Source organism: Rheinheimera sp., from assembly GCF_036568245.1.
Lineage (GTDB): Bacteria > Pseudomonadota > Gammaproteobacteria > Enterobacterales > Alteromonadaceae > Alishewanella.
Genome location: NZ_DATCSY010000374.1, coordinates 1 through 20,931, shown reverse-complemented (window position 1 = coordinate 20,931; position 20,931 = coordinate 1). Strand labels below are relative to the sequence as shown.

At 50.6% G+C, this 20,931-nt stretch carries 16 protein-coding genes; 11 read left to right on the top strand and 5 right to left on the bottom strand.

Features of this window, described 5'->3' with window-relative positions:
• Positions 1 to 162 precede the first annotated feature (162 nt).
• The 6 genes from VIN66_RS16660 to VIN66_RS16635 all read left to right on the top strand — a co-directional run bounded on the left by VIN66_RS16660 (position 163) and on the right by VIN66_RS16635 (position 10,884).
• Positions 163 to 1,233 (top strand): efflux RND transporter periplasmic adaptor subunit, encoded by a 1,071-nt coding sequence (locus VIN66_RS16660; protein ID WP_331925030.1) that lies wholly within the window; start codon positions 163 to 165, stop codon positions 1,231 to 1,233.
• A 192-nt stretch (positions 1,234 to 1,425) separates the two neighbouring features.
• Complete coding sequence (locus tag VIN66_RS16655) at positions 1,426 to 4,704, top strand: efflux RND transporter permease subunit (RefSeq protein WP_331925029.1); 3,279 nt, start codon at positions 1,426 to 1,428, stop codon at positions 4,702 to 4,704.
• Positions 4,701 to 7,763 (top strand): efflux RND transporter permease subunit, encoded by a 3,063-nt coding sequence (locus tag VIN66_RS16650; RefSeq protein WP_331925028.1) that lies wholly within the window; start codon positions 4,701 to 4,703, stop codon positions 7,761 to 7,763. Before VIN66_RS16655 ends, VIN66_RS16650 begins: the two co-directional genes overlap by 4 nt.
• A 279-nt stretch (positions 7,764 to 8,042) precedes the next feature.
• Positions 8,043 to 8,621, top strand: coding sequence for a TMEM165/GDT1 family protein (locus tag VIN66_RS16645; protein ID WP_331925027.1), 579 nt, complete (start codon positions 8,043 to 8,045; stop codon positions 8,619 to 8,621).
• A gap of 129 nt (positions 8,622 to 8,750) precedes the next feature.
• Entirely contained in the window at positions 8,751 to 8,993 is a 243-nt protein-coding gene (locus VIN66_RS16640) for a DUF4282 domain-containing protein (protein ID WP_331925026.1), read from the top strand.
• A 193-nt stretch (positions 8,994 to 9,186) separates the two neighbouring features.
• Positions 9,187 to 10,884, top strand: a complete 1,698-nt coding sequence (locus tag VIN66_RS16635) for a dipeptidyl-peptidase 3 family protein (RefSeq protein WP_331925025.1) — start codon at positions 9,187 to 9,189, stop codon at positions 10,882 to 10,884.
• 40 nt (positions 10,885 to 10,924) lie between these two features.
• On the opposite strand, the gene VIN66_RS16630 is transcribed toward VIN66_RS16635, so the two are convergent.
• Together VIN66_RS16630 and VIN66_RS16625 are read right to left on the bottom strand one after the other, a co-directional pair.
• Positions 10,925 to 11,572: an energy-coupling factor ABC transporter permease gene (locus VIN66_RS16630; RefSeq protein WP_331925024.1), complete on the bottom strand. Its 648-nt coding sequence runs from the start codon at positions 11,570 to 11,572 to the stop codon at positions 10,925 to 10,927.
• Positions 11,573 to 11,625: 53 nt separating this feature from the next.
• The gene (locus VIN66_RS16625) at positions 11,626 to 11,820 is read right to left on the bottom strand and encodes a hypothetical protein (RefSeq protein WP_331925023.1); all 195 of its coding nucleotides are present in this window, start codon (positions 11,818 to 11,820) and stop codon (positions 11,626 to 11,628) included.
• Positions 11,821 to 11,952: 132 nt separating this feature from the next.
• Between VIN66_RS16625 and VIN66_RS16620 the strand changes: the two genes are divergently transcribed.
• The gene (locus tag VIN66_RS16620; protein ID WP_331925022.1) at positions 11,953 to 13,011 is read left to right on the top strand and encodes a GlxA family transcriptional regulator; all 1,059 of its coding nucleotides are present in this window, start codon (positions 11,953 to 11,955) and stop codon (positions 13,009 to 13,011) included.
• Here the strand turns inward: VIN66_RS16620 and VIN66_RS16615 are convergent.
• Complete coding sequence (locus tag VIN66_RS16615; protein WP_331925021.1) at positions 12,976 to 13,788, bottom strand: class III extradiol ring-cleavage dioxygenase; 813 nt, start codon at positions 13,786 to 13,788, stop codon at positions 12,976 to 12,978. The genes VIN66_RS16620 and VIN66_RS16615 overlap by 36 nt on opposite strands.
• A 227-nt stretch (positions 13,789 to 14,015) precedes the next feature.
• Here VIN66_RS16615 and VIN66_RS16610 point away from each other — a divergent pair, with 227 nt between their 5' ends.
• From VIN66_RS16610 to ybaK, 4 genes are all read left to right on the top strand, one after another.
• Entirely contained in the window at positions 14,016 to 14,363 is a 348-nt protein-coding gene (locus VIN66_RS16610) for a hypothetical protein (RefSeq protein ID WP_331925020.1), read from the top strand.
• A gap of 54 nt (positions 14,364 to 14,417) precedes the next feature.
• Complete coding sequence (secD, locus tag VIN66_RS16605; protein ID WP_331925019.1) at positions 14,418 to 16,271, top strand: protein translocase subunit SecD; 1,854 nt, start codon at positions 14,418 to 14,420, stop codon at positions 16,269 to 16,271.
• 10 nt (positions 16,272 to 16,281) lie between these two features.
• The gene (gene secF, locus VIN66_RS16600; protein ID WP_331925018.1) at positions 16,282 to 17,229 is read left to right on the top strand and encodes a protein translocase subunit SecF; all 948 of its coding nucleotides are present in this window, start codon (positions 16,282 to 16,284) and stop codon (positions 17,227 to 17,229) included.
• Between the two features lie 112 nt (positions 17,230 to 17,341).
• Complete coding sequence (gene ybaK, locus VIN66_RS16595) at positions 17,342 to 17,809, top strand: Cys-tRNA(Pro) deacylase (RefSeq protein WP_331925017.1); 468 nt, start codon at positions 17,342 to 17,344, stop codon at positions 17,807 to 17,809.
• A gap of 21 nt (positions 17,810 to 17,830) precedes the next feature.
• Here ybaK and VIN66_RS16590 read toward each other — a convergent pair whose 3' ends face one another.
• Both VIN66_RS16590 and VIN66_RS16585 read right to left on the bottom strand, forming a co-directional pair.
• A complete protein-coding gene (locus tag VIN66_RS16590; protein WP_331925016.1) occupies positions 17,831 to 20,095 on the bottom strand; it encodes an EAL domain-containing protein in 2,265 nt (754 codons plus the stop codon).
• Between the two features lie 197 nt (positions 20,096 to 20,292).
• Positions 20,293 to 20,931, bottom strand: a 639-nt coding sequence (locus VIN66_RS16585) for a peroxidase family protein (RefSeq protein ID WP_331925015.1), incomplete at its 5' end; no start/stop codon positions are given.

The following is a 20,931-nucleotide window of genomic DNA, read 5'->3' as shown; positions in this document are numbered from 1 at the left end:
AGTGCTTTTAACTAACCCAAATGGATGCGATGAGTGGTTAATTGAGATGAATATATTTTATCTTATTGAAAATATTCAAGAATTTATTTTTTATGGCGCTGGCACAGCAGCTGCATTGTTGGTATTAACTTGTTCAGTATTTTGTTTTCCAAAGGATGAATCATGAAAACGTCAAACACTTTTAAACTCACTGCCGCCGCCGCTGTACTGGCCAGTGTGCTACTGACCGGCTGTAATCAGGCTAACAGTACCACCGCGACCACCACAGCAGAAGCCATCGTTGCCATTCCGGTAGAATCGGCCCTGACGCGTCAGGGTGAGATCAGCAGCAGCTACCGTACCACTGCCACCCTGGAAGCACGTGGTGAAGCTGAAGTGATCAGTAAAGCCACCGGTATAGTGCAGCAAATTCTGGTAGAAGAGGGCGAAAAAGTGGTTGCCGGCCAATTACTGGCGCAACTGGATAACGAACGCCAGCAGTACAGCCTGAACAAAGAGAAAGCCGAACTAAACCGTCTGGGTAGTGAGTTAAAACGGATGGAAGAGATGTATCAGCGTAAGCTGATAAGTGCCGACGTATTTGAAAAACTACAGTGGCAGTTTGATGCATTGCAAGCTTCGGTTAACCTGGCAGAGCTGGCGCTGAAAGAAACTGAAATTCGGGCGCCTATCGCGGGTGTGGTATCCCGGCGTTATGCCAAAGTAGGCCAGCTGGTGAATCAGCATACTACACAGTCGCTGTTTCATATCGTTTCTAACCAGCAGTTGGAAGCTGTAGTGCATTTACCGGAACAACAGTTAGCTCAGGCCCATGTCGGCCAGAATGCGGTACTGCAGTTTGCTGGCATGCAGCCGGTAAAAGCCGAGCTGGTGCGTATTTCTCCGGTAGTTGATGCACAATCAGGCACTGTTCGTGCGGTATTGAAAGTGGCTAACGAGCAGCAGATACTAAAACCGGGCATGTTTGCTCAGGTACAGCTGCAGTTTGATGTAAAAGCCGACGCCTTACTGCTGCCTAAACGCGCGCTGATGAGTACTGACAATAACCAGACAGTATTTGTCATCGACAGTGAGAACAAAGTCAGCCGCAAGCAGGTACATCTGGGTTATCAGGCCGACAATACTGTTGAGGTGTTATCAGGCCTGGCGCTGGGCGATCAGGTGGTGATTGCCGGTCAGTCAGCGTTAAAAGACGATGCGCTGGTCAATGTGGTAACGGTACGCGAGTTTTAAGACAGCTCAAATGGAGTAAAAACCGGCTTATCTTAAGCCAACCGTTGGAGCCCTGGATGGGCGGAAACGAGCCCCCAGGGATGGGTTCAAGGCGTGTTGGCGTAGGTAAGCCGGTTTTTGCAGATATAACTAGAAGTACTGCCTTTCATTGAATAAATACAACAATAATTTAAGCTCACAGGACATGATGCTATGAAGCTGGTTGATACCGCGGTAAGCCGCCCCGTCACTATCTGGATGTTCACACTAGGTATTTTACTTTTCGGTCTGGTTGCTGCAGGCCGCCTGGCGGTGAACTTATTGCCTGATTTATCTTACCCGTCACTGACAGTACGCACCGAATTTGTTGGCGCCGCACCGGCCGAAGTCGAGCAGCTGGTCAGCAAACCTATTGAAGAAGCCGTTGGTATTGTTAAAGGTGTGCGCAAGGTACAGTCGGTGTCACGTTCTGGCCGCTCTGATGTGGTAATGGAGTTTGACTGGGGCACGGATATGGATCTGGCGGCACTGGAAGTGCGTGAAAAGCTGGATGTTCTGTTTCTGCCACTGGAAATCGAAAAACCGCTGCTGCTGCGGTTCAACCCGAATTTAGATCCGATTGTACGTCTTGCGCTGAGCCGTGATACCGAAGCTGAAGCGCTAAGCCCGGCGCAGCTGGTTAGTTTACGTACCTTTGCCGAAGAGGATTTACGCCGCTCACTGGAATCGTTACCCGGCGTTGCTGCCGTGCGGCCTGACGGGGGGTTAAGCCAGGAAATTCAGATCCTGGTCGATCCGGAGAAACTCAGCCAGCTGCAGCTGGATATCAGCCAAATCAGTGAGCGGTTACGTGAAGAAAACCTGAATCAGGCCGGTGGCCGGCTGGAAACGCCTAGCTACGACTATCTGGTTCGTACCATCAACCAGTTTGCAAACTTACGCCAGATTGAAGATCTATACGTAGCCGAAGTGGCTGGCAGCCAGATCCGGTTAAAAGATATTGCGCAGGTACGTGACAGCTTTGTTGACCGGCAGAGTATTACTTACATCAACGGTAAAGAAGCCATTGAAGTGGCTGTATACAAAGAAGGTGATGCCAATACGGTGCAAGTGGCAGAAACACTGCTGGCACAGTTGCCGCAGCTGGAAAAATCTTTGCCCGCCGGCTACCGGCTGACGCTGGTGTATGACCAGTCAGAGTTTATTAAACAGGCGATTGAAGAGGTCAAATCTTCAGCCATTATCGGCGGCTTGCTGGCGATGCTGGTGCTGTATCTGTTTTTACGCAATGTCTGGGCGACGCTGATTATCTCGGTATCAATACCGGTATCAGTGATTGCTACTTTTAATCTGATGTACGGTCAGGGTATTACGCTGAACATGATGAGCCTCGGCGGCATAGCGCTGGCCGTTGGCTTACTGGTCGATAATGCTATTGTTGTGCTGGAGAACATTGCCCGCCATAAAGAGCAGGGTAAAGATGCCTTTACTGCCGCCAAAACCGGTACCCGAGAAGTGGCGATGGCGATTACAGCGTCAACTCTGACTACAGTTGCAGTGTTCTTTCCACTGGTATTTGTTGAAGGTATCGCCGGGCAGTTATTCCGGGATCAGGCACTGACGGTTACCTTTGCGCTGCTGGCCTCGCTGGTAGTCGCGCTGACGCTGATCCCAACCATGGCCGCCCGTGAACGTAGCCGAAGCGTCGATGCCGCTGCGCCCGTTACAGATATCACAACGGCAGAACAGGTGCGCCGCTGGTATTACTGGCCGACCTGGCCACTACGGATGCTGGGCAAGGCGCTGCGTGGTCTGATGTTGCTGGTAATGACCTTATTGACGCTGGTGTTTCGTCTGGTCAGCCGGGCACTGGCATTCGCCTTTAAACCGCTGTTGGTTGCCGTGCAATGGTTATTAACCCAGCTGGAGCGTGCTTATCGCAGTGCATTACAAGCCGCGCTTAATTTTAAAGCAGTTACTATCGCCATTACGTTAGCAGTAGCTGCAGGTTGCTTTGCCTTGTTGCCGCGCTTAGGCGCCGATGTGATACCGGCGATGAGCCAGGGCGAATTTTTTGTTGAAGTACAGTTACCGGTTGGCAGCGCCATTGAGCAAACGGATAAAGTGCTGACCAGTCTGGCCGCTATTGCCGCTGAGCAAACGGTGGTCAAGCGCAGTTATGCGCAGGCTGGCACTGGTGCCCAGATGACGGTTGATCCCAGTATTGGCGGTAGCCATTGGGGGCGGCTGAACATCGTACTACAGCCTGGTAGCAGTGCAGAGCAGGAGCAGCAGGTTATCACGACGCTGCGTGATTATCTGGCGCGTCAACCTGACATTATGGTGAAAATCGACCGTCCACAGCTGTTTAGCTTCAGTACGCCGCTGGAAGTCGAATTGTCTGGTTATGAGCTGCCACAACTTAAAACTGCCGCAGACAATCTGGTTGCGGCGCTTGAAGCGGATGATCGTTTTACTGATGTGAAAACCAGCCTGCGCCGCGGCCAGCCGGAAATCACGCTGTATTTCAATCATGGCTTGTTATCACAACTCGGTATGACCTCACATGATGTGGCCAAAAGGGTTGCCGCTTATGTAGGCGGCGAGCTGGCGGGGCAGTATTCAGTGAACGACCGTAAAGTAGATATTCGTGTCCGGCTGGAAGAGCAGTACCGTCAGTCTGAACAGCAACTGGCACAGCTGATCATTAATCCGGGCAGCGACAAGCCGTTACCGCTGTCTGCTGTGGCAGAGATCAAACGTGAAACAGGCCCGAGTGAGATTACCCGTATTGGTCAGCAGCGCGTGGCCGTGGTCAGTGCAAACCTGGCTTACGGTGATTTAGAACAGGCAACACAAAGCGCCCAGACGATCTTATCAGCACAGCGCTTGCCTTACGGCGTCAGTGCGGCGGTAATGGGCCAAAGTGAGGAAATGGAGCGTGCTTATACCTCACTGACGATGGCGTTGCTGCTGGCAGTCTTTCTGGTGTACTTAGTGATGGCGTCGCAATTTGAAAATCTGCTGCAACCGCTGTTGATCCTGTTTACCGTGCCTCTGGCCGGTGCCGGAGCGGTATTGGGGCTATGGCTGACCGACACCCGCTTGTCTGTCATCGTATTTATCGGTCTTATCATGCTGGCCGGTATAGTGGTAAACAATGCCATCGTGCTGATAGACCGCATAAATCAGCTGCGTGGCGAAGGGGTTGCATTGACGCAAGCGGTACTCGAGGCCGGTGCCAGCCGTTTGCGGCCAGTACTGATGACAACACTGACAACGATTCTTGGCTTGTTACCGATGGCGATTGGTGGTGGTGATGGCAGTGAGATCCGGGCGCCTATGGCCATTACAGTGATCTTTGGTCTGGCACTGGCTACTATGCTGACGCTGCTGTTTATTCCTGTACTGTATGCGCTGTTCAGCCGTGACAGCCAGACACAGACAGCCGGGGCAGACACTGCACACAGCGCGCAGGAGGCTGGCATATGAATCAGCAACCTCTGGCATTAACCCGTTTTGCGCTAAGCCGGCCGGTGACCATCTGCATGCTGTTTTTATCAATGCTGGTGTTTGGCATTATCGCCAGCCGCATGTTGCCGCTGGAGAAATTTCCCGGCATTGATATTCCAGAGATTTTTATCAATGTGCCTTATAACAACGCAACGCCGACAGAAATTGAGCGCCTGATCACCCGCCCGGTGGAAGAGGCGCTGGCAACTGTGACCGGTGTAAAGGAAATGCGTTCCTGGTCAAATGAGAACAGCGCGGAAATCTCGCTGGAGTTTAACTGGGAAGAAAATATCAACAGCAAGAGTATTGAGGTGCGTGAGCGGCTGGACAGCATTCGCCACTTGCTGCCGAAAGATGTTGAGCGTGTGCTGGTGTTTCAGTTTAACACCAATGATATGCCGATATTTCAGCTTAGGATCTCCAGTGAACGCGACTTAGCAATGGCATATGATCTGCTGGAGCGGCAAATTAAGCGGCCGTTGGAGCGGGTGGCCGGGGTATCAAAAGTTGAGCTGTATGGTGTTGAAAAGCGCCAGGTCGTGATCCGGCTGGACCCGGATAAAATGCGTGCCCTGAACATTGATGCTACGACGATCGTCAGTATGCTGCAAAGCAATAACTTCGCCATGACCGCAGGCGAGCTGCGTAATAGCCAGAACAGCATACTGGTAAAACCGGTTGGTGAGTACCGTGAACTGGAAGAGATAGCATCACTGCCGCTTCGGCCCGGGCTGAGCCTGCGTGAAGTGGCTACAGTGCAGCTTGAACTACCCAAACGTGAAGATGGCCGCCATCTGGATCAAAGCTACGCGGTGGGCATGAACGTATTTAAAGAGTCGGGAGCTAATCTGGTTGAGGTTGCCCGGGCCGCACTGGCCGTGGTTGAAGCGGCCGACAACGATCCGGCGTTTAATGGGATCAGCTTGTACATTATGGATGACACTGCCAAAGGGGTCACCACGTCACTGGCCGACTTGCTCAGCGCCGGTGGTATCGGCGCCTTGTTGTCTTTTGCTGTGTTGTATCTGTTCTTACGTCATCTTGGCACCACTATGGTAGTGGTACTGGCGGTGCCTGTATCTATCTGCATCGCGCTGGGGCTGATGTACTTTATGAATTACAGCCTGAATATCCTCAGCATGATGGGGCTGATGCTGGCCATCGGGATGCTGGTAGATAACGCCGTGGTAGTAACCGAAAGTATTTTCCGTGAGCGGGCGCTGGGCGGTGATGTTAAAGCCGCTACTGCCCGGGGTGTACGCCGCGTCAGCCTGGCAGTTGTCGCAGGCACGGCTACTACAGCGATAGTGTTTCTGCCGAATATTGTTGGCCAGAAGATGGAATTAACCATTTTCCTCGAACATGTCGCAATAGCGATTTGTTTGTGCCTGGCAGTCAGCTTGTTAATGGCGCTTACGCTGCTGCCACTGTTAACTACCGGGTTGAAGGTACAGCCGGTAAAAGAGCAAAAATCAGGCGTGTTTGAAGCGAAGTATCGCCGTATTTTGGGTTGGGTAATGTATCACCCGCGCTGGTCTGCCTTTGCCGCAGTGCTGCTGCTTGGCAGCATTGTGATTCCGATGGGCGCAGTGTCCGGTGGTGACGAAGACAATGAAGATCGTGACCGCATTTTTCTTAATTACAATGTGCAGGGTAACTATGCTATTGCCGAGGTTGAGGCTGAAGTCAGTACAATGGAGCAATACCTGTATGCGAACAAAGAGAAGTTCGATATTGAATCGGTATACAGTTACTACCGCTCGGGCCATGCTATTTCAATCATCATATTAAAAGAGCAACTGAGTCAGCCGATGGCGCAGCTCAAAGAAGCTATCCGCAAGGACTGGCCGGCACTGGTGCGTTCAAAGCCCTCTTTTGGCTGGGGAAACAATGGCGGCTTACAGGTACATTTACTGGGCAGCTCTACCGAGGTATTGCTGGATTTGGCCACTGAAATTGAACCTATGCTGTCGGCCATTAAGGGGTTGGAGGATGTTAGCTCAGAGATTGCCCATGGCCAGCAGGAGATACAAATTACGCTGAAACTGGACCAGTTACAGCGTCAGGGGTTATCTGCGCAGCAGGTAGCCGGTGCTGTATCGCTGGCATTGCGAGGCACTAACTTACGCACTTTCAGAACGTTAGAGCAGGGTGAGCTGTTAATGCGGGTGCTGTACGATGAAAAAGTCAGTCACTCACTAGCCGAGCTCTCTGCATTACCTATTCTGAATAAAGATGGCGTAGTGATCAGCCTGCAGCAACTGGCGGAGATTAAAGCTGCTCCGAGGTTGGATCAGATCCGCCGCTTTGACCGTCAGACTGGTATCGCCATACGGATGAATCTGGCGAAAGACTACACGATGGACACGGCGCGGGAAGACATTAAGAAGGTGATGGATCAACTGGCGTTGCCGTCGGGTTATCGCTGGTCATTTCAGGGCAGTTTTCAGCGTCAGGATGAGTCTCAGCAGGTGATGATGGTAAACATGCTGCTTGCTGTGGCGATGATTTACATCGTGATGGCGGCATTGTTTGAGTCATTATTACTGCCAACGGCCGTCATTGGCTCATTGTTGTTCTCGCTGGTCGGGGTGTTCTGGACCTTTATGTTCACCGGCACCAGCATGGGCATTATGGGCATGATAGGCATGCTGGTGTTAATGGGAATAGTGGTAAATAACGGCATAGTGCTGGTTGACCGGATCAATCAGGACCGCCAGGAGCAACCTGAGGCTTCACTGCGTGAATTGATTATCCACGCCAGTGAGTCAAGGCTGCGGCCCATTTTAATGACCGTTGCGACAACCGTGCTGGGGCTGCTGCCTTTGGCACTGGGCGGGACGCAAATAGGCGGTGATGGCCCAAGCTACGCACCTATGGCAATTGCTATTATCGGTGGCCTGTTGTTTTCCACCCTGACCAGTCTGGTACTGGTGCCGCTGACTTACTGGGGCCTGGTTAACCTGATCAACGGCTGGGCCAGCTGGCGTGCACAATCAGTGCGCCTTGCCGACAAATTAGTAAAAACCAGGGGCTAAAACAAAGCTGGCGTTGCCAGCTTTGTTTTTAAACTGAACTGCAATTTTGCTCAACATTACCTTGAGGCCGGCAGGGTTTTACGCTAGACTGCGCGCCGTCCTTAAGGGAGTAATCTGCTGCTGTGTAATGCATAGTAGCGCTACGGTCAACATACTTGTGCCGCATGGCACATGGCCGTATCGTTCAGCGCACGCTGAATTGATGAGACTTAAGACATAATACCGGTCCATAGCGGGAGCCGTGTTATGTCTTATGTTTATTCCCGCCAAGGTTGTATTATGGACGCGTTTATCTCTTCTTTTACTGCTGTCGCTGTTGCAGAAATTGGCGACAAAACCCAATTATTGTCGTTATTTCTGGCCGCCAGATTTCGCGCCAGAGGCGCTATAATTGCAGGCATTCTGGTGGCTACCTTACTCAATCATGCGGCATCAGCCTGGCTGGGCGTCTGGGTAGCGCAGTTTATTCCCCAGGGGTGGCATAATGTGCTGCTTGGCGGCAGTTTTATCGCGGTAGCGCTGTGGTTACTGATCCCGGACAAAGATGACAGTGAAGATAATGGTATGCTGCGTTATGGTGCTTTTGCTGCCAGTTGTCTGCTGTTTTTCCTGGCTGAAATTGGAGACAAAACTCAGATCGCTACCGTTATTCTTGCCGCCAGTTTTGAACAGGCTGTGTGGTGGGTCATAGTAGGTACTACTTTGGGTATGTTGGCCGCTAATGTACCTGTGGTTTACGCCGGCAGCTGGATATTGCAAAAAGTGTCTCTGGACTGGGCCCGGCGTTTTGCCTGTGCCGTCTTTATTTCACTGGGGCTTTATATTATTTTCTCCGCTCAGATAGCTGTGACCGGCTAATAGCCATTGATGCAGCATCATAGTTATTAAGAAGTTTTTATTGTTAGGGTTGCGGTAAGCTTTAAACTATTTTACATTCAGCTGTGCTCAATGCCGTAGATAATTAAAAGCGATAAAAGGATGTTATATATGAGAGATGTGCTGTTTTTTGATTCAATGTTGACGCCAAAAATTATTACTTTTGTTTATTGGCTAATGCTATTGGGAGTATTGATCAGCGGCTTAGGTTCTATGTTCACTGCCTACGGTGGTTTTTGGCAGGGGCTGGGGATCTTAGTTTTCGGTAGCATCGGTGTCAGGATATGGTGCGAGCTATTGATCGTACTGTTTAAAATACATGAGAATTTGAAAAAGCTGGCTGAAAAAGAGTAATTAAATAAAAACAATATTAAGCATTTTCGCTGGGTTTTTATTGCGAGCCTTAAACCACCTGCTATCAAGGTGGTTTTTTATTTTCAACCGCTTTCTAACGTATTTCCGTCACAGTGCTATTGAACTGCCGGTGTGCTTTTTCTACCCTGTATCCGTTCAGCAAAATGTTGCATGACTAAAACAGGATCCTACTATGCGTTATAACGCCCTTTACCTGGCTCTGGCTTTTGCCGGTGTGCTAAGCGCCTGCTCTCCGGCAGACAACACCTCTTCCTCTGCTGTGTCACCCAGTTCTGACGCTAAAGCAGCTGAAACAACGGCAACGGTAAGCTTGTTACCGGCATTTGAAAAGCGACTGGATATTTATCGTAGCGTTGATTTAACGGCGGATTTATCCGCACTTAGCGACAGTCAGCGCACTATGCTGGGTAAACTGATCGATGCCAGCAAAATTATGGATGATCTGTTCTGGCAACAAGCCTTTGGTGAAGAAAAAACGGCGTTTCTGGCTAAACTGCCCCAAGGTAAGGTCCGCACTTTTGCAGATATCAACTATGGCCCCTGGGACAGGTTAAAAGGTGATGAGGCATTTCTCAGTGGTTATGCTGAAAAGCCAGCCGGGGCACAGTTTTATCCGGCCGATATGACCAAACAAGAGTTTGACGCAGCAGAGCTTAGCGACAAAACCGGGCTGTATTCTGTTGTGCGACGCGACAGCGAAGGCAAGCTGCATACCATACCGTATTCTGTGCAGTACAACACACAGCTTAAAGCTGCAGCAAAACTGCTGACTGAAGCGTCAATACTGGCAGAAGACAAAGAGTTTGCCGATTATCTTAAACTGCGGGCGCAGGCGTTACTGACCGACAACTATCAGCCATCAGATTTTGCCTGGATGGCGATGAAGAATAACCCGATTGAATTGGTGATTGGCCCGATTGAAACCTATGAAGATCAGCTGTTCGGCTATCGTGCAGCATTTGAAGCTTACGTGCTGGTAAAAGATTTAAGCTGGAGTGAAAAACTGGCGAAGTATGCGGCTACCTTACCGGCGCTGCAAAAGGGCCTGCCGGTAGCAGAGGCTTATAAAGCTGAAACACCGGGGTCAGACGCTGACTTAAATGCTTATGATGTGATTTACTACGCTGGCCACTCTAACGCAGGCTCTAAAACCATTGCGATAAACCTGCCCAACGACGAGCAGGTACAGCTGGAAAAAGGCACCCGCCGTTTGCAGCTGAAAAACGCTATGCAGGCCAAATTTGACCATATTATGTTGCCAATTGCAGATTTACTGATCGCGCCTGAGCAGCGTAAGCATGTCACCTTTAATGCATTTTTTAACAACACGATGTTCCATGAAGTAGCCCATGGCCTGGGTATTAAAAATACCATTAATGATAAAGGCTCTGTACGTCAGGCTTTAAAGGAGCATGCTTCAGCGCTGGAAGAAGGCAAAGCCGATATTCTCGGGCTGTATATGATTACCCAGCTAAAACAGCAGGGTATGCTGGATGAGGGGGAGCTGGAAGATTATTACACCACCTTTATGGCGGGTATTTTCCGCTCAGTGCGTTTTGGTGCCTCCAGTGCGCATGGTAAAGCCAATATGATCCGCTTTAACTATTTTGCCGAACAGGGCGCTTTTGTCCGTAACGACGATGGCACCTATCAGGTAGATTATCCGAAAATGCAGGCTGCTATGGCGTCGTTATCTGAGCTGATCCTGACCCTGCAAGGCGATGGCAATTATGATGGCGTTGCCGCGCTGGTAGCGGATAAAGGCGTGATTAAACCGCAGCTGGCGGCAGATTTAGCGCGTCTGGCCGATGCTGATATTCCGGTAGATGTGGTGTTTAACCAGGGTAAAGAAATCCTCGGTTTAAAATAAACACAGTGTTCGGGCAGCATGCGTGCTGCCCGTTATGCATTTATCTGTCGGGAGATAAATATTCCCTGTCATAGAAAGTACGCAACCAGTGTGGCCGGTAGATGGCCATTAAAGTGATGGCGCTGCCATTTAGTAAGGCCTCGGGAAACCAGAGCAGCAACGCAAGCTGCCAGTAGTTATCGATAATGATTTGCCAGCTGTAGCGGCCTTCCAGACCAAACCAGAGCGATGTCAGGCTGATCTGCAATACAATCGTCAGGGCGGCGCTGATAAAGCCCGCGACAAAAATATAGATAAATAAATGCCGGCTCAGGTAACGGTAACTGGCCAGAAACAGCGTATAGCTAAACAGGCCGGGTAGAATAAAACTGCACAGCGCATACAAGCCGCTGTCCTGCCATGCCAGCTTGCCAAAGCCAATCAGCAACAACATAGGCAGCAGACAAAGCCAGATAGCAATGCGCCAGCCATGACACAGCACTACTGTTGTCACCAGCAGAAAATGCAGGTTCAGGCCTTCTTTGATTCCGGCCTGGACACTCCAGAATAAACTGAGCGTGACTGCGGATGCCAGCACCAGATGCTGATAACCCGGCTCGGCCAGCAACTTGGGCATAAACTCACGCGGAAAGTAATACCACAGCAGCGCCAGCGTAATAAGCGCCCCGGTAATCTGCCAGCTTGTCATGTTCTTTAATCTTACACAGCTACTTTGGCGCCAGTATAACGGTGTCTTGCTGTTTAGTCACCGCCATGGCGGGGATCCGAGCCTTCCAGCATTTGCCCGGCACCTATTGCCGTGCTTATCAGTAATACTGGCACGGCAAACAGATGCATCATTAATGACAGCTCTGCTGCAAAGTTGATCCAGAAAATGACCAGCCAGCTGCCAAGCCATATACTGATTGCCGGCCATTTTTTGTTTAGCGTGCTCATACAGCCTCCTGCGTTATGTTGATGCTACGGTTGCAGTGTAAAACTTGCTAAACCCTGACAGCAGTGTCACTATTGATAAAAATAAGGTGGATAGTGACAAATGCTGTCGTCATCAGGGGGAGCAGGAAAAGCATGAAGCACATTGCCGTATTAGCGACAAACAGCAGTATCAGCAGCGATGTTTTTGGTTTGCTGGATTTTTTTGAGTATTGTAATGTGCTGTGGCGTTATCAGCATGGAGAGCAGGCAACGCCACTGTTTCACTGTTATCTGGTATCGCCTGATGGTAAGCCGCTGACATTGAGACAGGGCGTAACGCTTAACGTACAACCGCATAACTGGCAAATGGCAGACGCACTTATCCTGCCAGCGGCGTATGCCTATAGCCGGGCACAACTGAGTGCATTAGCACAGCAGTCAGCAGGTTATTTTGCCGGCTTAACCCAGGCGTTGGCTAGTGGCAGCATGATAGCGGCGCACTGTACCGGTACTTTTATTCTTGCCGGAAGCGGCCTGCTTGAGCACAAAAATGCGACATCGAGCTGGTTTTTCAAAGACGTTTTTCAGAGCCTGTACCCCAAGGTGCATTTACAACTGAATAAACTGCTGGTGCAGGATGGCAATTTGCTAACGGCTGGTGCGACGACTGCTTTTATGAATTTATGCCTGGCGTTGACAGAACGCATGGTTGGCGAACAGTTTGCACGCCAGATTGGCAAAATCATGCTGACAGATCCCAACCGCAGCTCGCAAATACCTTATATGGATTTATCCGTCGGGCAGCCGCATACCGACTTACTGATTGCCCAGGTGCAAAAACACCTGCTCAAATCGCTGGCAGAGCCTTTTGCGCTGGAAGCTCTGGCGGCACAGTTTCATTTAACCAAACGGACTTTACTGCGCCGCTTTAAAGCAGCACTGAACGATACACCACTAAATTATCTGCAGCGGTTACGGGTAGAGCAGGCTAAGCGCCTGCTGGAAACTACCAGCATGCCAATAGAGCAAATAGTGTTACAGGTCGGCTACGAAGACATGAGCTCATTTCGTAAACTGTTTCTTAACTACACCGAGTTAAGCCCCAGCCAGTACCGGCAGAAATTTATGCAGCAAGAAGACTTTGATTGTTGTCCGGTATCTTTGGCCACAGGTAACTCAGAACCAGCCAAACGCCAGGACAGTTTTACTTAGCACGTCATCGTTAAATAACAGTTCGGCAGGGCTGCCTTTGGCGGCGCCAAAACAAACATGCAGCGGCAGTAAATGCTCTTCCCGCGGATGCATTAAGCGGGCATAAGGCGCATCTAACCAGTGTCTTAGCTTGTCGGCTTGCTCTGCATAATCCCGCTCTGGCGATAAGCTGGTGATCAGATACTGATTAAACGCATCAATCTGCGTTTTGCTAACCAGATCAGGCCGGAAGAACGCCTGCATATTATGAAAGCTCATACCTGAGCCGACAATCCAGACATTTTGCCGGCGTAAAAAGGCCAGTGCTTCACCCAGCGCAATATGTTGTGCCGGGTCCAGCCCTTTGAGCAAGGATATCTGTAAAACCGGAATGTCGGCTTCAGGGCGCAGCATCAATAGCGGAACAAAGACGCCATGGTCAAGGCCGCGGTTTTTATCAAGCTGTGGCGTAAAACCTGCTTCGGTAAGCTTCTCAGCTATGTTTGCGGCCAGCTGCGCAGCGCCCGGGGCCGGGTAGGTCAGCTGATAACTCTCAGCGGGAAAGCCGGAATAGTCATACAGCAAATGTGTTGAATTATTCGCTGTCAATGCCGGTATCGTTTCTTCCCAGTGGGCGCTTATTACCACAATTGCCGTAGGTTTACTAAGCTCCTGCTGCAGCTGTGTTCCAAGGTTACTGATAAAGCGGGTCAGCCCGGCATGGCCAGGATCACCGAGTAACGGCAGCGGGCCACCGCCATGAGGTAAGAACAACACAGGGGCCAGAGCAGTTTGCATAGTCATATCCTTCAGTGCGGGCAAGAGATCAGCTTAAAGAGTAAAACCTTTCTACACAACTAAGATAAGGTTGATATTTTCGGCGTTAACCTATCTAAAAAATAGATTCAATGGTCGGGTGGCAGCAAGATAAACCAACACTCCATATTGTTTTTATTGGCCACAGGCCGCATTATAACGCCCAGTTTTACTGCAGCAGTCGGGGCTGCGGTGTGTTTTGGGGTGTTATGCGCTGGCTTAGCCGTTTTGCCATACTGTTTTATTTAAGTTTATTGTGTACACCGCAAGCTTTTGCCGTGCACGATTTACGCCTGTCGCCTCTGGCTGACACTCAGCTACAGGCAGTATTGCCAGCACTGCCAGTGCATCTTGCCGACAATAGCCAGACCGACGATAACGACCCGCCCGCACTACCAACGACGTTAACCGTTAGTGTTCGTTGTTTATATTGCCATCATGTTTTGCCTGCCGCCGGCCAGTGCTACAGCGCTGTCGTGCTGGTATGCCATCAGCCGCGCGCGCCGCCGGTTTCTTCTCACGCTGAATATTTACTGCCAGCTACTGTGCTGGCCTGAGTTATTTTGCTAAGCCAGCCGCTCTTCAGGCACTGGCAGTGAGGACGATTATCCATGTTGAACAAAAACCCTGCATGGCGCTATGTCGCCGTGCTTGGCATGCTGCTGCTCGCGCTGCTGTATGCCTTACCCAATTTATACCCTGAAGATCCGGCACTGAATATCAGTGCGACCCGTGGCGGTACCATCAGCGCTGAGGTCAGTAGCGCATTAAATCAGCAGTTTGCAGCTGCTAACCTGACTGTCAAAGCTCAAACCTTAACTGACCATAAATTACTGATACGCTTTGCCAGCACAGATGCACAGCTAAAGGCGCGTGAAATCGCCAGCCAGGTGCTTGGTGACAAGTTTGTCGTGGCGCTGGATTTGGCACCAGCCACACCGGCCTGGCTGCAGGCTATCGGCGCTGAGCCGATGAAGCTCGGCCTGGATTTACGTGGTGGTGTGCATTTTTTAATGGCAGTAGATATGAAAGCTGCTATCGATAAAAACCTGACAGATCTGGCGCAGACGCTACGCAGTGAGCTGCGTGACAATAAACTGCGCTATCGTAGTGTGCAGCCTGATTTAACCAGACAGCAACTGGTTGTTAGTTTACGTAGCGCAGAGGATATGGCTGCTGTGCTGGCTGTACTGAAACAGCATGACCGCAATTTGCTGTTAACTGAGCAAAGTGATGGCTTAGCAGTGCAGGTCGCCCTGAGTGAGTTGCAGTTAAAACAGATCCGTGAATATGCGCTGGCGCAAAACATTACTATTATCCGTAACCGTGTTAACGAGCTTGGTGTGGCCGAACCTTTGGTGCAGCGGCAAGGCGCTGATCGTATTGTGGTGCAGCTACCCGGTGTGCAGGATACCGCTAAAGCCAAAGAAATACTGGGGGCAACCGCAACACTGGAGTTTCGTCTGGTGGATGAGCAAAGCGATGTTGCAGCCGCGCAGGCCGGGCGTTTATCGCCCGATGCCGGGCTTTATCACAGCCGCGATGGCAGAGCCTTGTTACTGGAGAAAACCATTATGCTGACCGGTGAGCATATTACCGGTGCCAGCAGCGGTTATGACGAATACGGCCGGCCGCAGGTAAATATTAAGCTCGATACTCAAGGCGGCGAGATGCTATCGGCGCGCACGAAAGACGCCGTAGGCCGGCGCATGGCATCGGTGTTTATTGAATACAAACCTGGTACTGAGATAGGGGCAGACGGCAACCCTGTACTGGTTAAACAACAGGAAGTGATTAACGATGCCACTATTTCACAGCGGCTTGGCCGCGACTTTGTCATTACAGGCCTGAGCTCACCCTCTGAAGCACAAAACCTGGCAACGTTATTACGCGCCGGAGCCTTGATTGCACCGGTACAAATCATAGAGGAGCGCACCATAGGCCCAAGCCTGGGCCAGGAAAATATTTCACTTGGTATGACCGCCATTGTCTGGGGTATGGCTGCAGTACTGCTGTTTATGCTGGTGTATTACAAAGCCTTTGGCTTGGTAGCGAACATTGCGCTGGTTGCCAATCTGGTGCTGATCGTCGGCGTGATGTCGATGGTGCCGGGCGCCACACTGACACTGCCGGGAATGGCAGGCATAGTGCTGACCGTCGGTATGGCCGTAGATGCAAACGTGCTTATTTTCGAGCGCATCCGCGAAGAGCTCGCTGAGGGAAGGTCTGTACAGCAGGCGATTCATCTGGGGTATGACCGGGCTTTTGCCACTATAGCGGATTCAAATATCACTACCTTGCTGGTGGCGCTTATTCTGTTTTCTGTCGGCACCGGGCCGGTAAAAGGCTTCGCCGTCACGCTGGCTATCGGCATTATCACATCGATATTCACCGCAGTAGTGGGTACCCGCTTATTGGTGAACCTGTGGTGGGGCGGTCGCCGTTTGCAGTCACTGCCGGTTTAAGGAGAATAAAATGCAGATTTTTCAATTTACTTCAGCCATTAATTTTATGCGGCTGAAATGGCTGGCGGTGGGGTTGTCAGCGCTGCTGATGGTGGCGTCGGTTATTGGTTTTGCCAGCAAGGGGATTAACTGGGGGCTGGATTTTACCGGTGGTACTGTTATTGAGCTGGGTTTTAGTCAGGCGGCTGATTTGGCCGATATTCGCCAGACACTCAGTAAAGCCGGCTTTAGCGACGCGGTTGTGCAGCTGTTTGGCACCAGCCGCGATGTGCTGGTGCGTATTCCGCTGCGTGATGACATGGCGCAGGCCGCCGTCGGCGAAACCGTCGTTTCTGTGTTAAACGCCGCGGCAGAGCAGCAGATCACGTTGCGCCGGGCAGAGTTTGTCGGCCCGAGCGTAGGCGAAGAGCTGAAACAGGACGGTGGTATGGCGATGCTGGTCGCGTTGCTTGGTATCTTATTGTATGTGGCAATGCGTTTTGAATGGCGGTTATCGGTGGGGGCGGTAGCAGCACTGATACACGATGTTATTTTAACACTGGGACTGTTTTCCTGGCTGCAAATTGAGTTTGACCTGACAGTACTTGCCGCGATACTGGCGCTGATTGGTTACTCGATTAACGATACCATAGTGGTGTTTGACCGTATTCGGGAAAGCTTTCGCAAACTGCGTGATACCGCCGCAGCTGATGTGATCAATTTTGCTATTACGTCCACGCTTAACCGCACTGTTATCACTTCGCTGACGACGGTGCTGGTGCTGATAGTGTTATTTTACATGGGCGGTGCGCTTATTCATGGCTTTGCTACCGCACTGTTGTTTGGTATCGCCGTAGGCACTTACTCGTCCATTTATGTCGCCAGTGCTATTGCTGAAATTCTTGGTATCAGCCGCGAAGACATGCTGCCACCTCCGCCACCGCCGACAGAAGGAGAACCGGGAGGGGCCGTGCTGTAAAGCTGCGGTGCTCCGCCGGCGCCGGGCCGTTTAGCCGGGCGCCGGTATTTTATTTTGACGGCAGAATTCGTCAGGCTTTATAGTCATATTTTTATGCATAGCAGGGCAACTGATGACACCAGCAATTGATTTGGCTAAACAGCAGGGTATTCAGTATCAGGTGCATCAGTATCAGCATGATGCAACAGCTGCATCTTATGGCCTGGAAGCCGCTGAAAAACTGGCATTGGCACCAGAGCAGGTATTTAAAACTCTGGTCGTGCAGCTTGATACTAAACAGTTAGCGGTGGCGGTATTGCCAGTGAATCTGCAGCTGAATATGAAGCTGATGGCCAAAGCGCTGGGAGCAAAAAAGGCGGAAATGGCAAATGCCAATGATGTGATGCGGTCCACCGGCTATGTGCTGGGGGGCGTAAGCCCACTTGGACAGAAAAAACGTCTGCCTACGGTTATTGACAGTTCTGCACAGCAATTTAGCAGCATTTATGTCAGCGCCGGACGGCGCGGGCTGGAAATAGAGCTAAAAGCCACCGACTTATGTCAGTTACTTGGCGGCAGTTTCGCACTGATCGGGCATTAGATTGTTGCAGTGGGTAAGTTGTTAAGTCGCGTTTTCGGCGGCACTTTCTTCACTTTTCTGCTGGCTGAAATGTACCAGCCAGTACGCAACCGGCTTGGGTTTAGAGAACCAGTAACCTTGTAACTGCTCTGCGCCGAGGCTGGATAAAAAGCGCTGCTGTACCTCGGTTTCTACGCCTTCAATAACCAGTCGCAATTTCAGTGCTTTTGTCATTAACATCACTGATTGCACCAGCTGTGTCTGGCGCGGGTCGCCCGGCACATTCAGCAAAAAGCTGCGATCGAGTTTTACCGTATCTACCGGCAGTTTATTCAGCATGCTCAGCGATGCCTGGCCGGTGCCAAAATCATCCAGTGCCAGCGTATACCCCAGCCGCTTTAACGCATGCAACTTATCAAACAAGGGTTGCTGATGTTTAGCGATGCTGTTTTCGGTCAGTTCAAGCGTTAGTTGTTGCAGCAGTGTAGGCTGGTGTGTGGCGATATGTACCAACTCGTTGTAGAACGGTGCTGCGAGCAGATCACTGCCGGTCAGATTAATCGCAATGGCATAATGTAACTTATGCTGGTGAAAGCGTTTAATAATGGCGATGGCCTTGTGCAGCACATGTGAAGACAACTGCGCAATCAGGCCATATTGCTCTGCAAGGGCAACCACTTTCTCCGGTGGCGCGTAACTGCCATCTGTTTGCTGCCAGCGCAGTAGGGCTTCAAAGCTTTCAATTACACCGTCCGGCTTCACTTTGGGCTGTAACCACAGCTCAGGTGTATTATGCTGCAGTGCGGTTTTAAACTCGCTCAGCAGTTGTAATTCGGCGTTACGCTGCTGTAGCGTGTCGGGCTGAAAAAACGACAATGGGCAGTTGTAGGCATCGGCCTGCTCCAACGCCGACTCGCATTGCTCCAGTGTTTGTTCAACTGATGCATGTTGTCGGCCGCTGATGCTGATGCCGGCTTCAAACACCGGGTTAATCGTGCCGACAGACAGTGCCAGCTGTTGCGGCAGAAAGCTTACCAGGCGGCTGGCTTCCGTTGTCAGCGATGTACTGCCGCCGGATAGTGGCCGCCACAGCGCGAATTTAACACCGCGCAGTCTTGCTGCGATGACATTTTCAGGTAGGACGGCTTTAAGCTGCGACGCAAAAGCCGCCAGCAATTCATCACCGGTATGATAGCCGTGTTGCTGATTAAAGGCTTTGATATGGCACAAGCGGATAATAACCATCAGGCCGCCGCTGTCTGCATGCTGTTTTACCAGTTGCAGGAAAAAACTGGGGTTGGGCAGGTTGGTTAAATCATCGTAATTGCGCCATAAATCTTGTTTCTGGTGGTTGCTGGCCAGTTTCTGATGCAGCTGTTTTAGTGGCGTAATATCGTCCAGCTGCACCAGATGATGTTGCTGTTCAATAGTACACATATGATTAAGCAGAACATGGATGCCCGGCTCGGTCGTCAGCATGCATTCTATATCATGGCCTTGCCAAAAGGCAGTTTGTGGCGCTGAAGTCGTGTGCAGCAGATCAGTAATATTGCGCTGCTCTGCAGTGATGCTGCGCAGTACCTGACGGGCTTTATTATTCGCCTTTATAATATCGCCGTTAACGCTAAGCAGCAGTGAGGCTTTACTGCGCTGATTAAAGATATCCTGATATAGCTGATTACTTTGGCTGATAAGCTGATTTTGTTGCCCCAGCGTGAGGGCGTTACGTTTTAATGTACTGAACACCCTCATTACTGCCAGCGGAATACACAGGTTAAAAAACAAAAACAGCAGGCTGTGCAAATAAATAGGGGTTGCAGGTAAGGTAATGGAAAAATTAAACAGGTTAATGGGGGCTGTACTATAGAGTAAAAACAAGTAGGGAATAAAGTTCAGCAGCATTACAGCCAGCGTGACACGGGCATTGAAAAATAATAACGCAATCAGCGGCGCAGTATAAACAAACAATAACCCGAGTTTTGATAATTCAAAGTTATCAATAAAAAACAACATGCAAAGGCCAGCGCCAAAGATGATAACTAACAGCAGGGTTTTACTGACGGACAGCAGACGGCTTGAAAAGTACAGCGCCAGTAACAGCGCGATATAAAAAACGGTCGTAATAGCGATGATATACCAGGCATTTATCTGATAAGCCTGCCATGAGCTGTGCAGCACGATGCTCAGCACCAGTAATAACCCTGAGCTTAGGATGATTCTTAACACACTTTGTTGCAACAGCGTCACAGAGCTGGAGTTAAGATCTGTTTCGGTTAATAGCAACAGCTGCTTGATACGGCTAAGCATGGCACTTCCATGGTAAAGATAAATACGACATCCTTACTGTGCCTGAATAAAATACCGGCACACAATTTTAACTCCCTGTTAAAGCCTGTTCATGCTAATCAATAAACTCAATGGATACAACCGCTATCTGTTGCTAATGCTATGATATAGAAAAATAAAAGCCCGCACTGCGGGCGGGCTTTTAACGGTTGTGCCGATTATTTCAAGTCAAAGCGGTCAGCATTCATCACTTTAGTCCAGGCCTTGACAAAATCGCGTACAAACTTCTCTTTAGCGTCGTTAGCGGCATAGACTTCAGCCAGTGCCCGCAGCTGCGAGTTAGAACCAAACACCAGGTCGACCCGGGTTGCGGTCCATTTAAGTTTACCGGTTTTGCGATCGCGGCCTTCAAACAGCTCGGCGGCTTCAGAGGTAGGTTGCCACTGCGTACTCATGTCTACCAGATTGACGAAGTAATCATTGCTCAGCATACCGGGCCTGTGTGTAAACACACCGTGTTGTGACTGAGCATAGTTTGCATTCAGTACCCGCATACCACCTACCAGCACTGTCATCTCGGGTGCAGTTAGTGTCAGCAGCTGCGCTTTGTCCAGCAGCAACTCTTCTGCCGAAAAGCTGTAGGCTTTTTTACTGTAGTTGCGAAAACCATCAGCTAACGGTTCAAGCACATCAAAGGACTCTGCATCAGTCTGCTCATCTGTTGCGTCCGTGCGGCCGGCAGCAAACGGCACCGTTACAGAAGTACCGGCATCTGCCGCCGCCTTTTCTATTGCGGCGCCGCCGCCAAGCACAATCAGATCTGCCAGCGAGACTTTTTTGTTGCCACTTTGGCTGCT